A 16,188-nucleotide genomic window follows, 5' to 3' on the forward strand; every position below is an offset into this window, starting at 1 on the left:
GACGGCAGCCCCGGAAGTCGTACAAGCCTCCCCGAAGAGTGACAATCCCCACTCGGCGCCGAGCAGGTCCCAATCCGGGCCCGCGAGTTGGGCGCCGAGCGGGGTACGCTCGTGTTCTTCCGCGCCGCCGGAGGCGGCCCCGGACCGTGACGGATGTGCCAGAGTTGCCACGTCCCGGCCGGGAGCCCGTACCGTACGGCGGAACGGCCGGAACTCCTGGGGGACACTGCGGAAGGGGCAGCCGGGTTGACCACTCATGCACCGCAGGCCGCGCAGACGGTGGTGCTGCCGGACTCGCTCGACGAAGCGGTCGCGGCGCTCACCGCCATGCCCGCCGCCGTGCCCGTCGCCGGCGGGACCGACCTGATGGCAGCCGTCAACGCGGGCCTGCTGCGCCCCTCCGCGCTCGTCGGCCTCGGCCGCATCAGCGAGCTGCGCGGCTGGCACTACCAGGACGGCGCCGCCCTCCTCGGCAGCGGCCTGACCCACGCGCGCATCGGACGGCCCGACTTCGCCGCGCTCATCCCGGCGCTCGCCGCCGCCGCGCGCGCCGCCGGGCCGCCCCAGGTGCGCAACGCGGGCACGCTCGGCGGCAACATCGCCTCCGCCGACCGCACCGGCGACGCGCTGCCGGTCCTCGCCGCGCTCGACGCCACCGTGCTCATCGCCGAGCCCGCCGGCGGGCACCGCGAGATCCCGGTCAGCCATCTGCTCGCGGGCGTGGAGATGCTGCGCACCGGCGAGCTGATCGCGTTCGTACGGGCGCCGCTGCTGCACGCGCCGCAGGTGTTCCTCAAGGCAACGGGCCGCACGGGGCCGGGGCGCGCGGCCGCCTCGGTCGCGTTGGTGCTCGATCCGGCGCGCCGCGCGGTGCGGTGCGCCGTCGGCGCGGTGGCGCCCGCGCCGCTGCGGCCGATGGAGGCCGAGCAGTGGGTCGCAGGACTGATGGACTGGGACGGCCACCGCGGGCTGCCGCCCGAGGCGCTGGCCGCCTTCGGCGACTACGTCGCCGCCGCGTGCATCCCCGACCCGCCGCCCGGCGCGGAGGGCGAGGAGCCGCCGCGGCTGCCGGCGGCGGCGCTGCACCTGCGGCGTACGGTGTCGGCGCTGGCGCGCCGGGCACTGGGGAGGGCGCTGTCGTGAGCCGGGAAAATGGGGACGACCAGCAGCCGCAGTACGGCACCGGAGGCTGGCAGCCGATGCCGCAGGGCGCGGACGGCGACCCGGACGCCACGGCGTTCGTGCAGTTGCCGCCGGAGGTGTTCCCCGAGGCGGACACGGGCGTGCCGCTCGCGGCGCCGGGGCACGGGTACGTACCGCCGCCGATAGCGGTTCCGGCGACCGACCCGGGGCAGACGGGGCAGTTCCAGATCCCGGAGGGGCTGAGCGGGCAGACGGCCGCGGCGGCCGCGGAGGGGTACGCGCAGGAAGAGCCGTACGGGTACGGGCAGACGGCCGCGGACCAGGGGCAGACCCCGGGCGACGGCCAGGGACAGGGACACGACCACGGCCGGGCGCGCCGGGCCGGGGCCGGGCCCGGCGGCTTCGGGCAGGCCGGCATGCGCGCGGTGGCGGAGAGCCGCCGGGCGGCGCTCGCCGAGGAGGCCGAGGGGTACGCGCAGGGCGCGTACGGGGCGCAGCCCGACGCGGGCAGGACCGGCGCGCAGCCCTGGAGCCCGGACCAGCCCTACCCCGCGGAGCACGACCCGGCGGCCGGTACGGGCGGCTGGCCGGGGGCCGCCGCGCACGCCGACCCCGGCGACGGCCCGTACGGCGAGGTCCCCCCGGGCCACGCCCAGCACCCCGCCGACGGCGAAGGGCCGCCCGCGGAGGGGCAGATCAGCGCCTGGCGCTCGGTGCGGCAGGACGGCGACGGCGGGACGTCGCCGGGCTGGTCGATCCCGACCGCCTCCGACGACCTGCCGGAGGACTCCGGCGAGTACGCGCTGCACGACCGCCCCGCGGGCGCCGGGCAGCCGGACGGCGGTGCGCGGGAGCACGCGGCGCCGGAGGCGGAGGCGGGCGGCGTACCGCAGCCGCCGGAGGCGGACGAAGCGGTCCCGGCCGCCCCCGCCGAGCCGGCCGCCGCCGAACCGGAACCGCTGCCCGAGCCGGCCCCGGCCGGCGCCCTGCCGCCGGACGAACACCCCCTCGCCTCGTACGTGCTGCGCGTCAACGGCGCCGACCGCCCGGTGACCGGCGCGTGGATCGGGGAGTCCCTGCTGTACGTGCTGCGCGAGCGGCTCGGCCTCGCCGGCGCCAAGGACGGCTGCTCGCAGGGCGAGTGCGGCGCGTGCTCGGTGAAGGTCGACGGCCGGCTCGTGGCTGCGTGCCTGGTGCCGGCGGCGACGGCCGCGGGCGCCGAGATCCGCACCGTCGAGGGCCTGGCTGACCAGGGCGTGCACTCCGACGTCCAGCGGGCGCTGGCCGCGTCGGGCGCGGTGCAGTGCGGGTTCTGCGTGCCGGGCCTGGCGATGACGGTGCACGACCTGCTGGAGGGCAACCACACGCCGAGCGACCTGGAGGCCCGCCAGGCGCTCAGCGGCAACCTGTGCCGTTGCACCGGCTACCGCGCGGTGCTCGACGCCGTCCAGGAGGTCATCGCGGGCCGCCGCGCCCCGGACACCGACCCGCCGGACACCGCCGGCGTTCCGGACGACGCCGAGCGCGCCCGAATCCCGCAGCAGGCGGGCCCGGGCGAAGGCGGCGCCCACCCCGCCCCGGACACCGTCCGCATGCCCCCGCCCCGCCCCCCGAACCCCCACGAGGGAGGCCCCCGGTGACGCCCTCCACGAACCCCGGGCCCGCCGCCTCCGCCGTGCCCGAGGGCCCTCGCCACCACCGTCGGAGCAGGAGGGAATCCGCCCCGTGAACCCCTCCCAGGAGCGCACCGCCGCGCCCTCCGCGACCACCGCCGTCCCCCCCGCAGAACCGGAGGGCCACGGCATCGGCGCGTCCCTCCCCGCCACCGACCTCGCCGCCAAGACCGAGGGCACCTTCCCGTACGCCGCCGACCTGTGGGCCGAGGGCCTGCTGTGGGCCGCGCTGCACCGCTCCCCGCACGCGCACGCGCGGATCGTCTCCGTCGACACCTCCGCCGCCGAGGCCATGCCCGGCGTCCGCGTCGTCGTCACCCACCGCGACCTGCCCGACGCCGCCGACCACGGCCGCGGCGTACGCGACCGGCCCGTCTTCGCGCACGACGTCGTACGGCACCACGGCGAGCCCGTCGCCGCCGTCGCCGCCGACCACCCCGACACCGCGCGGCTGGCCGCCGCCGCCATCGCCGTCGAGTACGAGCTGCTCGACCCCGTGACCGACCCGCAGGCCGCCTTCGAGGCCGAGCCCCTGCACCCCGACGGCAACCTGATCCGGCACATCCCCCTGCGCTACGGCGACCCGCAGGCCGCCGGCGAGGTCGTCGTCGAGGGCACGTACCGCATCGGCCGCCAGGACCCCGCGCCCATCGGCGCCGAGGCCGGGCTCGCCGTGCCGCGCCCCGACGGCGGCGTGGAGATCTACGCCGCCGCCACCGACCCCCACTCCGTGCGCGACCAGGTCTCCGCCTGCCTGGGGCTGGCCGCGGACCGGGTCAAGGTCGTCGTCACCGGCGTCCCCGGCGCCACCGGCGACCGCGAGGACGGCTCCATGCAGCTCCCTCTGGGGCTCCTCGCGCTGCGCACCGGCTCGCCCGTGAAGCTGCTCGCCACGCGCGAGGAGTCCTTCCTCGGCCATGCCCACCGCCACCCCACCCTGCTGCGCTACCGGCACCACGCCGACGCCCGCGGCAAGCTCGTCAAGGTCGAGGCGCAGATCCTCATGGACGGCGGCGCCTACGCCGACACCTCCGCCGACGCGCTGGCCGCCGCGGTGTCGTTCTCCTGCGGCCCGTACGTCGTCCCCCACGCCTTCGTCGACGGCTGGGTGGTCCGTACGAACAACCCGCCGTCCGGCCACGTCCGCGGCGAGGGCGCCATGCAGGTCTGCGCCGCGTACGAGGGGCAGATGGACAAGCTCGCCGCGGCGCTCGGCATGGAACCCGCCGAGCTGCGCGCGCGCAACGTGATGGCCACCGGCGACCTGCTGCCCACCGGCCAGACCGTCACCTGTCCCGCGCCCGTCGCCGAACTCCTCACCGCCGTACGCGAGGCGCCGCTGCCGCCCGAGGACCCCGGGGAGCGGGCCCTGCTGCCCGGCGGCCCCGAGGGCGCGGGCGAGCCGGGCGTCGTGCGCCGGGGCGTGGGCTACGGGCTGGGCATGGTGCACATGCTGGGCGCCGAGGGCGCCGACGAGGTGGCCACCGCGACCGTCCGCGTCAGCGGCGGCGCCGCCACCGTCATCTGCGCCGCCGTCGAGACCGGCCAGGGCTTCGCCACGCTGGCGCGGCAGATCGTGCAGGAGGTCCTCGGCGTCGACGAGGTGCACACCGCGCCCGTCGACACCGACCAGCCCACCGCGGGCCCCGCCTGCCACGGGCGGCACACCTGGGTCTCGGGCGGCGCGGTGGAGCGGGCCGCGAAGATGGTCCGTACGCAGCTCCTCCAGCCGCTGGCGCAGAAGTTCGGCATGTCCGCGGAGCTGCTGACGATCGCCGACGGCAAGATCACGTCGTACGACGGCGTGCTGTCGACGACCGTCGCGGAGGCGCTGGAGGGCAAGGAGCTATGGGCCACGGCGCAGTGCCGCCCGCACCCGACGGAGCCGCTGGACGCCAACGGGCAGGGCGACGCGTTCGTGGGCATGGCGTTCTGCGCGGTGCGCGCGGTGGTGGACGTGGACGTGGAGCTGGGCGCGGTGCGGGTGGTGGAGATGGCCGTCGCGCAGGACGTCGGCAAGGTCCTCAACCCGCGGCAGCTCGCGGCCCGGATCGAGGCCGGCGTCACGCAGGGCGTGGGCGCGGCGCTGATGGAGAACCTCCGTACGAACAAGGGCATCGTCCGCCGCCCCGACCTCACCGGCTATCCGCTGCCCACGGCGCTCGACGCGCCGGACGTGCGGATCGTGAAGCTGGTCGAGGAGCGGGACGTGGTGGCCCCGTTCGGCGCGAAGGCGGCGAGCGCGGCGCCGGTGGTCACGTCGCCGGCGGCGATCGCGGCGGCGGTGCGGGCGGCGACGGGGCGGCCGGTGAGCCGGCTGCCGATCCGGCCGCAGTCGGCCGCGGTGCAGTAGCGGCGGCGTAGCGGTGCAGTAGCCGTGCAGTAGGGGGCACCTTCGGGGGCGTCGGCCACCAATGCCCGTTATGTGGATCATGAGGCGATACGGTCCGCGGGAAGAGCCGCGGCCGTACGCACCACCCCGCTGTACGCACCCCCCGTCGTACGTACCCCCGCCGTACGGCCGAGACGTGCTCCTCCGGGGCCTCTCCCCGCCCCGCCGCCCTCCCCGAGCCGCGCAGGCAAGGAGCACCCATGAAGACCTCCGACCGGCCCACCCCGCCGACCTCCTCGTCCCCGCTGACCCCGCAGGTCACGATGACCCTCGCCGCGCTCGCCGCCACCGCGGCGACCCCGCGGCCCTCGGGGGAGACGGTGGCGGAGCAGACCGTACGTGTCCGGAGCGGCATCGAGACGCAACTGGCGAACTCCCCGGTCGTCGCGGGCTGGCAGCTGCTGTGGCTGGCCATCAGCCCGGACAACGCCAACCTCGTCTACGTCGCCCTCAACACCGACGGCTCGAACCAGGTCGCCGTCGTCGTCCGCGGCACCGTCGACAACCCGGCGGACATGCTCGAAGACCTCGACGTCGGCACGCTGGTGACGTTCACCCCGGCGGGCGGGGCGGAGCCGCTGGCCGTCTCGGCGGGCGCGATGGCGGCGTTCACACAGGTCACCACGGCGCGCGGGGCGGTGGGGCTGCCGGCGGAGGCCCCGGCCGGCGGGGACGGTCCGATCCCCCTGATGGCCACGCTCACGGAGGAACTCGGCACCCTCCTCCAGAACCTCCCGCCCTCGCCGCAGCCCGCCGTCTGCCTCATCGGGCACAGCCTCGGCGGCTGCGTCGCCACCATGCTGGCGCCGTACCTCCAGGCGTACGACTGGCCGGCGAACCCGCCGCGGCTCGGGCTCGTCACGTACGCCGCGCCGACCGCGGGCCTCCAGGGCTTCGCGGACTACGTCGACTCCCTGCCCTGGAGCCCGTACGAGCGCCACGTGAACGCCTACGACCTGGTCCCGCTGGCCTGGTCGGACCTGACGGCGGCCATGTCCTGGTACCCGCCGCCGGGGCCGACGGCGACCGACGAGGTGAAGGCACTGCTGCTCACGATCGACGGGTTCCGGAAGGGCAACGTCTACGTCCAGCCCGCCGCGAACGACCCCGTCACGGTGAACCCGAACTACCAGACCCACGACCCGGCGCTCGTCAACCAGACGAGGGCGGACTTCCTCGGCCAGGTCGCGTACCAGCACGCCAACGCCACGTACCTCGCCCTGCTGGACGCCCCGCCCCTGACCGCCGGACCGGTGGTGACCGGCCTGAGCCCCACCACGGGGGGCGACGGCACGCAGGTCTCCCTCACCGGCAGCGGCTTCGACTCGTACACCGCCGTCGACTTCGGCACGGTGCCGTGCACGGACTTCACCGTCGACTCCGCCACCGCCATCACGGCCTACGTCCCCGAGGGCGCCGGCATCGCCGACGTCCGCGTCACCAACCTCCTCGGCACGTCCCCCGCCATCCCGGCGGCCCGCTTCGCGTACGGCCCGACCGCCCCGGTGGCGATCACCTCGATCTCCCCGGCCCGCGGCAGGGTCGACACGAAGGTCACGATCAAAGGCACCGGCTTCACCCGGAGCGCCAAGGTCCTCTTCAGGAACCACGCCTCGGCCCACGTCGACCACGAGTCCTCCACCCAACTCACGGCCAGGGCCCCGCGCCACCTCCCGACGGACCCGGCGACGGTGGACATCGTGATCGACACAGGCTTGGCCACGTCCCCGAGGGGCCCGTACGACGAGTTCACCTACGGCGACTGAGTCCGGCCTGCGGCCGGGCAGAGCACCCGGCTGTCGTTTTCGTCCAAGACGGCCGCGGCGGCCGCGATCTAGCGTGGTCCAGCAGCTCGCCCGATCATGAGGAGAAAGCACCATGCGTGACCTGGTCTACACCGCCTTCATATCGCTCGACGGCGTCGTGGACTCGCCGGGGGGCGGGCCGGGGGAGGAGCACCGCAGCGGCGGATGGGTGGTCAACGATCTCGAGTTCGTGCCGGAGGCCTGGTCGCTGAAGGGCGAGGAACTGGCCGACACCACGGCGCTGATGTTCGGCCGCCGCAGCTACGAGGCGTTCGCGCCGGTCTGGCCCGGCTCGGAGGACCACGCCGACTACAGGGAACTGCCCAAGTACGTGGTGTCGACCACGCTGTCCGACGACGCCCTCGTCGACGGGTGGGGGCCGACGACCATCCTGCGTTCGACCGAGGACGTCGCCGCGCTCAAGGAGGGCGAGGGCGGCGCGATCTTCATCCACGGGAGCGCGGAGCTGGCCCGGCGGCTGTCGGACGCGGGGCTGATCGACCAGTACAACCTGCTCGTCTTCCCCGTGCTGCTCGGTGCCGGGAAAAGCCTGTTCGGCCGGGCCGACCGCGACAAGCAGATGCTGACGCTGCGGGAGTCGGAGAGCTACTCGAACGGGATCCTGAAGCTGGTCTACGACGTCAGGCGCTGATCCGGATGGAGGGCGATCGCGCCGCCGACGCCCTCGCGCAACTGCGTTGCGGTGCGCCCGACGTAGGAGCGCAGCGCCCGGGCCAGGTGCGGCTCGTCGTAGTAGTCGAGCTTGGCGACGACGGAAGCGGCCGGGTCGCCGAGCGCCAGCAACTCCGCCGCGGTGCGGGCCCGCTCGATCTGCCGGACGGCCTTCCGCGTCAGCCCGGTCGTGGCGCGGAACCGGCGTTCGACCGTGCGCGCCGACACGGCCGGGCGGTGCCCCCGCAGCACCTCGGCGACGAGCGGGTCGCGGACCACGATCCCGGCCCGGACGAGCCGCTCGACCAGGGCCTCGGCGTCGTCGGCACGAGGTGTCTCCCAGGGCGCACCGTCCAGCCGGAACGTCCGGCGGGTGGTGTCGGGCAGCGCGATGCCGCCGTCGACCAGCGCCGGCGTGGGCACGGCCCGCAACGAGGTGCCGAGGGCGAACTCGATGCCGGTGAAGACCGCGCCCTCCGGCACGGGCGCCGTGCCGGTCCGGGTCTCGGGTCCGGTGACGGCCGCGTACGCCCGGCCGTCCTGCCGCCAGAACACCAGGCCCCAGTGCACCCCTGCGACGGACGTCATCGCCGTGACCTGCTCGCTCGTGCAGGTCCACACGGTGTCGACCCAGGGCGAGTCGGACCGGCGCGTCGCGAAGCGGAGTTCCACGGGCAGAGAATACGCCGCGCGACAGCCGCGGCGAAGGCCCGGAACCCGCGGACCACCAGGTAGAACGCCCAAGACGGAACCGGAGCCGGACGCACGAGGAGGGCGGCACCCCACCGGGTGCCGCCCTCGTCGTGCGGCTGGTCGGAGGCTCGCCTTATGCCGCGGGAACCGGCGGTCGTGGTCAGCATGGTCCGTCCCATCCGGCGGCCGTTCGGAGAACGGTGAGCCTGGTCGCGGGGGCGGCGCAGAAGCGCGCATCCTTGGTCGCCGCGTACGGGCCTCGTGGACAACGAAGTACGGCCCGGAGGCCAGTGGTTGACAAGATGCATCATGTGCGCAAGATTTGCAGATACTGCATAGTCCATTCATCATGGCAATCGCGCCTGCGGAGGACGACGATGTTCACCCCATTGCGACCGCTCGCGTCTGCCGCGCTGCTCCTGGCATTCGTGGCGCCAGCTCCCACCTACGCGGCGAGCTCCGCTGCAGCGCCTGCCCCAGGCTCTCGTCCGGTCATCACGGAGACACCGAACCAGATCACCGTCACGGCGTCCGCGTACTCGATGACGGTCACCAAGTCCGGTTTCCGCTACGGGTTCGCCGGTCCCGACGGCAAGGTGACCCTGCCACCACACGCTGAGTCCGGGCTCCGGGTCCGGGCCAACGGCGCCGGCGCCTTCGCGGACGCCGTCGATACCCGGCTGGTGAACAAACCCTCCGCGGCGACGGCCGTCCTGGACGTCACCCTGTCCGACGACTCTGTCGCACGGGTGCAACTGCGCCCGACCGCCACGACGGTTCGCATCAAGGTCGAGGACGTCGACGAGCCGGCGACCATCGACCTCCGCACCGGGCCGGTCGACGGACCTGCCTACGGGCTGGGAGACCACGGCTCGATCGAGAACGGTCAGCCGGTTCAGGGCACCCCGTGCAGCGGCAAGGTCGAGGCACGCTCTACGACCGATCTCCGCGGCCTCGCACTCGACAACATCACCAATCAGGGTTCCTGCAAGCGTTTCGTCTCCACGTTCACGGTCTTCCCGGCCCAGGGCACAGCGGAGGTCCTGTTCGACGAAGGCCAGAAACGGTTCGGGTTGAACGAGAGCGAGAACCGGCTTGGCGTCGACGGTGCTGACGGTGTGGACGCGCTCCACTACCTCCTCGGTGGGGACCTGAAGCAGGTCTATGCCGACTACCGAGAGCTTCAGCGCGACCACGGCTACCAGGACGTGCTTCCGAACCCGAGGATGTTCGAGCTGGGCTGGGAGGCCTACGGCGCGCTGGGCTGGAACACCTACCAGGAGTCGGTGACGAAGACGGTCAAGGGCTTCGCCGACCACGGTTACCCGCTGAAGTGGGGCGTCGTCGGTTCAGGCTTCTGGCCCGGACCGCGCGGCGTCCCAACCGAGGGCACCACGAACAGCTTCGGCATGTGGGACGACACATTCGAACCGGGACGGGAGGACGCCCAGCCCGGGCTGCCGAACCCGCGCTACCCGGACCCGGACTCGCTGAAGCGGCTGTTCGCCGAAAACGACATGTCGCTCCTCCTGGGCGCCCGGAACAACTTTCCGGCGACCAAGGACGACGGAGGCAACTACAACCCGGTGACCGACGGGCCATTCGTGCCCGAGGCAATGGACAAGGGCTACCTCGTGAAGGACGACGACGACTCCCCCACCGTCCTCACCCGGACCCAGTTCCCCAGTGGCGCCAGCTACGTGCTCGACGGCTCGAACGCCGAGGCCGTCGACTGGTTCGTCGACGAGTCCCGGGCGTGGGGTGTCGACGGGTTCAAGGAGGACGCCATGCTCTACGAACCCGACCTGCACCTCGACGGCAACTGGAACCCGCTCCAGGAAGCGCTGCACGACGACGGCAACCTGATGATGGTGCGCAATGCCGCGTACGCCGTGCCCGGCGATGTCCTCCGGATCAACGACACGATCTACGGGACCGGCGATGTCTACCACGAAGACCCCGACCGGATGCCGGTCAATCTGCTGAACATGGCGGCGTCGGGAGCCGCCAACCTGTCACCGGACATCATCGGCGGGACGCCGGGACCGTCACTGTCGGATCCGGCCTATCAGTCGTACTTCATACGTAACGCGCAGTTCAACGCGATGGCGCCGGTGATGACGTTCGGGAAGGGGCCCTGGGAGCTCGGCCGCTCCGACTATGCGGCGTCGGTCAAGAAGCTGGCGTTGTGGCACGACGCCCTCCACCCCTACATCTACGACGCCGTCGTGGACGGCCACGAGTCGGGGTTCCCACACGCCATGACCCCGCTCCCGATCGCGTATCCGGATGACCCGAACACCTACGACCTGGCCAACGACAAGACCCGGCAGTACGAGTGGATGATTGGCGAGTCGTTGCTCGCAACGCCGGTCTTCGGTTCCGACTTCGAGACGGCGGCGTCGAGGGACGTGTACCTGCCGGCCGGGAAATGGATCGACGTCAGCACCGGGGCCACGTTCACCGGTCCGACGACGTTGAAGGACTACGCGATCGGCACCGACCGAGTGCCCGCGTTCGCTGGTGGCAAGGGCGTCGTGGTGACCCGTGGCAAAGCGGGGATGCGCGCCGAGGTCTATCCGATCGCCACCGATTCGACCTACGAGTGGACCAACGGATCGGATCGCTCTGCCATCGTCAACGCGAATACCGGCTGGGACCCCGAGTCGCTGGTCATCACGGACACGACCACCGGCGAGTCCGTCAAAGCAACCCTCGACCAGACCACCGGGGCGGTCCGGTTCCCGATTGCACCCGGACATGACTACAAGCTGACCGGTGGCGGCGACGCCGAGCACTCCATCCCGCTGCCCCACGCAGCTCCGGCGTCGGCACCGGACCCCGTCGCCGTTGTCACGGACGACGCGGGCACGTCGCTTTCCTGGCCCGAGGTCGACGATGCCCGGCACTACGTCGTCGGAGTCGACGGCAGTGAGCGGTGTCTCTCCGGCGTGGTCGGCTCGACCGACGGGACTACGCTCCCTCTCGGGACGTCGAAGACCGGTGGCACCTACACGGTGTCCGCGGTCAACGAGCTCGGGTCCGGTCCGGCGTCGAAACCGGTCACCGTCGCCCCCACCGACAACGGATCCGCCGTGGTCACGGTCACCGACGAGGGTTCCCCGCCGCGGTGCGACCCGGACCGTCCGGCGTATGCGGAGTCCGGGACATGGCAGGGGAGTTCGTTGTCGGGCTTCGACGGCACGAAGTCCCGGTTCACCCGGACCGGCGGGGATACGGCGACCTGGACCGCGGACCTCGCCACGCAGACGTACGACGTGTCGGTCTGGTTCCCGCGCGCTACCAACAGCGCCGCCGAGGTGACGTACACCGTCCATCACGCCGACGGTGACACCGACGTGTCTCTACCCCAGGCCGACGCCGGCGATGCCTGGCTGTCGCTGGGCGAGTTCGGTTTCACCGACTCCGAGCCGGCGTCGGTGACGATCACTGCCGGCGACGGAGTAAGCCGGACCGACGCCGTCCGCTTCACCCCGGCGGTGGACGACCCTCCGCATCCGGGCACCGGCACCTGGACAGCCTCGTCGTCACTGCTGGAGGACATCACGATCTCCGGTCAGACGGTCCGCAACGTCGTGCATACCAGCATCGGTGGCTCGGGTCTGCGCATCCGGCTGACCAATGCCTTCGGACAAGGTCCGGTGAAGTTCGGCTCGGTGACGGTCGGTGCGCAGAAGTCCGGAGCGGACCTGCTTGACGGAAGCGTGAGCGACGTGACCTTCGGTGGAGCACCCGCGATCACCATTCCCGTCGGCGGTTCAGCGGTCAGCGACCCGGTCGACGGGACGTGGGAACCGGAGTCCGACGTGGTGGTCAGTGCGTATGTTCCGGATGACGTCCAGACCGTGACAGGACATCTGCGCCCCACGGCTACCTCCTACCTGGGCGACGGCGACCACACCGCAGATACCGACGGCGCCGCCTACACCGGTGAACTCAACCACTGGCTATGGCTCGACAGGGTGTCGTTCGACTCGACCGACGCCAGCGGCGCGGTCGCCGTGATGGGCGATTCGCTGACCGACGGCGGCGGGGACGTACCGGATACCAATCTGCGTTGGACCGACCATCTGGCCCGGCGGATCCTCCGAGAGCTGCCCTCTGACGAGCAGATGGGCGTCCTGAACGCTGGGATGTCCGGAAACCGGATCTTGTACGACGGTTACGGGCCGCGGGCCCTGGATCGCCTCGACCGGGACGTTCTCGACCAACCCGGGGTGCGGACGCTGCTGCTGTTCCAGGGCATCAACGACGTGTCACGCAGCGTCACCGCGGCCGGCCCGCTGATCGACGGCATCGACGAGATCATCAACCGAGCCCACGATCGCGGTCTACGCGTCGTCGTTGCCACCCTGGCTCCGTTCGAGGGCTCGTCGACGTACACCGAGGAGAAGGAATCCGTCCGTCAGGCCGTGAATGCCCACATCCGCGACGATTCCGCGGCTGACGCCGTGGTCGACTTCGACATCGCCCTGGCCGACCCGGAGCACCCTCTCCGGCTCGCCCCGCAATACGACAAAGGCGACCATCTGCATCCGAGCGACGCAGGTCGCGAACGGCTGGCCGAGGTCGTTGATCTAGCGTCCCTGCGTCCGTGATCTTCCGGCTCGATGACGATGGAGTTCCCATGCGCCGACTCATGAGCAGGAGATCTGCCGCCCCGGTTCTCACTGTCGTCCTGACGACCGCCGTGCTGTCAGGGCCGGCGACGGCTGAATCGGCGACTGACACGACGGACGTTCTCGATAGCGGTGAGGTCCTCGTGGTGCGGGGCGGCACGTATGACCTGCGGATCGTCAAGGACGGATTCCGGTATTCGTTTCTCGATCCATCCGGCGCCGAGATCGTTCCACCTCACGCTGACTCCGGGCTCCGGTTCCGCGCCCAGGGCGCCACGGGGTTCGTCGATGCAGTCGACGCTGATCTGGTCTCGGCCCCGCACGCCAGGAAGCCGCTGTTCGACGTCGCGCTCGAGGACGGATCGCGCCTCAAGGTTCGGATTCACCCATCCGGCAGTTCGGCCCGGTTCTCGATCGAGGATCTTCCGGGCGACGGCGGCGCGATAGATTTCCGCGTCGGCGGTGTCGCTCCCGCGTACGGCCTCGGCGACCACGGCGCCTGGGCGGACGACTCCGGCGAGCAGGGCGAGTCGTGCAACAGCCGAGTGAAGGCACGCCCGTCCACCGAGCTGACCGGCCTCGTGCTCGACGATGTCACCAACGGCGGCAGCTGCCAGCGCTTCATCAGCAACTTCACCGTGTTCCCGAAGCAGCGCTTCGGGCAGGTGCTGTTCGAAGACGGTCAGAAGCGGGTCGGCCTTACCGACACCGAAACCCGCCTCGGAGCAGCCGGTGTCGATCGCATCGACGGCCTCCACTACTTCGTCGGAGCCGACCTCGAACAGGTGTACGGCGACTACCGGCGCGCCCGTCACCAGCACGGGTACCAGGACGCGCGCCCGAACCCGGAGATCTTCGGCCTGGGCTGGGAAGCGTTCGGGGCGCTGAGCTGGGACACCTACCAATCCTCGGTGACCGGGACCGTCCAACGGTTCATCGACGAGGGCTATCCGCTGTCGTGGGGCGTCGTCGGCTCGGGGTTCTGGCCCGGAGAGCGGAGTACTCCCGACGAAGGCACCACGAACAGCTTCGGGATGTGGGACGACACCGCCGAACCAGGCCGGGACGACGGACTTCCGAACCCCCGCTATCCCGACCCGGAGACGCTGAAGGCGTTCTTCGCCGACAACGACGTCAAGCTTCTCCTCGGCGCCCGCAACAACTTCAAGGCGCTGCCGTCCGACGGTGGGAACCTCGTCGAGAAGAACGACGGTCCGTTCGTGCACGAAGCGATCAAGAAGGGATACCTGATCAAGGACCCGGACGGGTCGCCGACCGTGGTGACGAAGGCGGTCTTCCCCGACGGCCACAGCTATGTGCTCGACGGGTCCGATCCGAAGGCGGTCGACTGGTTCATCGAGCAGGTGAAGGCGTGGGACGTCGACGGGTGGAAGGAAGACGCCATGCTCTACACACCCCGGCTGCATCAGGACGCCACCTGGAACCCGGTCCTCAAGGCGATGCACGACGCCGGCGACCTCGTGATGGCGAGGAACGCCGCGTACTCGCTCCCGGGCGACACGCTGCGGATCAACGACACGATCTACGGGACCGGCGAGAACTTCCACACCGATCCGGACCGGATGCCGGTCAATCTGCTGAACTACGCCGCGAGCGGCATCGCGAGCCTGTACCCCGACTACGTGGGCGGCACACCCCAGGTCCCGATGGACGATCCGTCGTATGCGAAGTACTACGTGCGAAACGCTCAGCTCGGCGCGCTCAATCCGGTGATGGCGTTCGGCCGCGGGCCCTGGGAGTCGGGCCGCGAGGACTATTCCGATGCGGTGAAGAAGATGGCGCTCTGGCACGAGTCGATGCGGCCCTATATCTACGACGCCGCCTTGGACGGACATCGGACGGGCTTCCCGTCGGCCATGACCCCGCTGCCGATCGCATACCCAGACGACGAAAACACCTACGGCCTCGCCAACAACACCACCCGGCAGTACGAGTGGATGTTCGGCGAGTCCGTTCTGGCGACCCCGGTGTTCGGCGCCGACTTCGAGACCGCGACGTCGCGCGACGTATATCTCCCGGCCGGAAAGTGGATCGACATCGAGACCGGTTCGGTCTTCCGCGGTCCGACGACCCTGAAGGATTACGCCATCGGTTACGACCGGGTGCCGGCGTTCGTCGGCGGTAAGGGTGTGACCGTCACCGGCTCGGGCGGCGACCTGCGGGCGCACGTGTACCCGATCCAGACGGGCTCGGCCTACGAATTCACCGACAGTGAGGACACCTCGCGTATCCGGAACGACAACACCGGATGGGACACCGATTCCCTCACCGTCACCGACACCTCGACGCGCAAGGTCGTGGAGTTCGACGTCGATCCGGTCACAGGTGCCCTGTCGTTCCCGATCACGGCCGGTCATGACTACCGGCTCACGGGGGGCGGCAGCGCGGAACACACCGTGCCGGTCGATACCGAACTGCCCGACCAGGTCACCGGCCTGTCGCACGACGACGCGGACGGCTTGACGGCCCTGCGATGGAACGCTGCGGCCGGCGCCCGTGCGTACGTGGTGTCGGCCAGTGGCCACGGCGCGTGCCCCAGCGACGAAGAGGTCGTCCTCGGGGCAACGACCGGCGCGGTCGAACTGACCCTCGGCGCGACTGAGTTCGCAGGTGGGACTTATCGGGTCCAGGCGATCAACAACGTCGGTACCGGCCCGCACTCCGAGCGCCACACCGTGGATCCGCCGCCGGACGACGGCGGGTCCGGCGTGGTTACGGTCACCAACGAGGGCGACCCTCCGACGTGCGACCCGGACCGTCCGGCGTATGCAGAGACCGGAACGTGGGCGAGAAGCGCCGAGTCGGGCTTCGACGGCACGCCGTCCCGGTTCACCCGGACCGGCGGGGACACAGCGACCTGGACGACTGGCGTCGCCAGGCAGACGTACGACGTGTCGGTCTGGTTCCCACGCGCCACCAACAGCGCCGCCGAGGTGACGTACACCGTCCACCACGCCGACGGCGAGACCGACGTGCCTCTATCCCAGGCCGACACCGGCGGCGCCTGGTTGTCGTTGGGCGAGTTCGCGTTCACCGACGCCGAACCGGCATCGGTGACACTGACCGCCGGCGACACCGGGGTTTCCCGAACCGACGCCGTGCGTTTCAGCCCCAGCCCTTAAGGGCTGTCCACCGAAAAGGCACAACCA

The 16,188-nt window shown here is 71.6% G+C and carries 8 protein-coding genes; 7 read left to right on the forward strand and 1 reads right to left on the reverse strand.

Going from position 1 to position 16,188, the window contains the following annotated elements:
- Positions 1 to 246: 246 nt before the first annotated feature.
- From LG396_RS28095 to LG396_RS28115, 5 genes are all read left to right on the forward strand, one after another.
- A complete protein-coding gene (locus tag LG396_RS28095; protein WP_130456102.1) occupies positions 247 to 1,143 on the forward strand; it encodes an FAD binding domain-containing protein in 897 nt (298 codons plus the stop codon).
- Entirely contained in the window at positions 1,140 to 2,783 is a 1,644-nt protein-coding gene (locus LG396_RS28100; RefSeq protein WP_225796906.1) for a 2Fe-2S iron-sulfur cluster-binding protein, read from the forward strand. Before LG396_RS28095 ends, LG396_RS28100 begins: the two co-directional genes overlap by 4 nt.
- A gap of 85 nt (positions 2,784 to 2,868) precedes the next feature.
- Positions 2,869 to 5,169, forward strand: a complete 2,301-nt coding sequence (locus LG396_RS28105) for a xanthine dehydrogenase family protein molybdopterin-binding subunit (protein WP_018834008.1) — start codon at positions 2,869 to 2,871, stop codon at positions 5,167 to 5,169.
- Between the two features lie 239 nt (positions 5,170 to 5,408).
- Complete coding sequence (locus LG396_RS28110) at positions 5,409 to 6,974, forward strand: IPT/TIG domain-containing protein (RefSeq protein WP_225796907.1); 1,566 nt, start codon at positions 5,409 to 5,411, stop codon at positions 6,972 to 6,974.
- Between the two features lie 112 nt (positions 6,975 to 7,086).
- Positions 7,087 to 7,665 (forward strand): dihydrofolate reductase family protein, encoded by a 579-nt coding sequence (locus tag LG396_RS28115; protein WP_225796908.1) that lies wholly within the window; start codon positions 7,087 to 7,089, stop codon positions 7,663 to 7,665.
- On the opposite strand, the gene LG396_RS28120 is transcribed toward LG396_RS28115, so the two are convergent.
- Positions 7,647 to 8,357, reverse strand: coding sequence for an AraC family transcriptional regulator (locus LG396_RS28120; RefSeq protein WP_225796909.1), 711 nt, complete (start codon positions 8,355 to 8,357; stop codon positions 7,647 to 7,649). The two genes, LG396_RS28115 and LG396_RS28120, sit on opposite strands and share 19 nt — an antisense overlap.
- 398 nt (positions 8,358 to 8,755) lie before the next feature.
- Here LG396_RS28120 and LG396_RS28125 point away from each other — a divergent pair, with 398 nt between their 5' ends.
- Both LG396_RS28125 and LG396_RS28130 read left to right on the forward strand, forming a co-directional pair.
- On the forward strand, positions 8,756 to 12,997 hold the full coding sequence (locus LG396_RS28125; protein ID WP_225796910.1) for a GDSL-type esterase/lipase family protein: 4,242 nt from the start codon (positions 8,756 to 8,758) through the stop codon (positions 12,995 to 12,997).
- Positions 12,998 to 13,026: 29 nt separating this feature from the next.
- The gene (locus LG396_RS28130; protein WP_225796911.1) at positions 13,027 to 16,161 is read left to right on the forward strand and encodes a golvesin C-terminal-like domain-containing protein; all 3,135 of its coding nucleotides are present in this window, start codon (positions 13,027 to 13,029) and stop codon (positions 16,159 to 16,161) included.
- Positions 16,162 to 16,188 lie beyond the last annotated feature (27 nt).

Origin of the sequence: Streptomyces aculeolatus (genome assembly GCF_020400605.1) — a bacterium.
In the GTDB taxonomy this organism is placed as follows: Bacteria; Actinomycetota; Actinomycetes; order Streptomycetales; family Streptomycetaceae; genus Streptomyces; species Streptomyces aculeolatus.

Excerpts from the sequence above, each read along its gene's own strand:
- LG396_RS28130 (WP_225796911.1), top strand. The coding sequence starts at position 13,027 with ATGCGCCGACTCATGAGCAGGAGATCTGCCGCCCCGGTTCTCACTGTC.
- LG396_RS28110 (WP_225796907.1), top strand. The coding sequence starts at position 5,409 with ATGAAGACCTCCGACCGGCCCACCCCGCCGACCTCCTCGTCCCCGCTG.
- LG396_RS28125 (WP_225796910.1), top strand. The coding sequence starts at position 8,756 with ATGTTCACCCCATTGCGACCGCTCGCGTCTGCCGCGCTGCTCCTGGCA.
- LG396_RS28115 (WP_225796908.1), top strand. The coding sequence starts at position 7,087 with ATGCGTGACCTGGTCTACACCGCCTTCATATCGCTCGACGGCGTCGTG.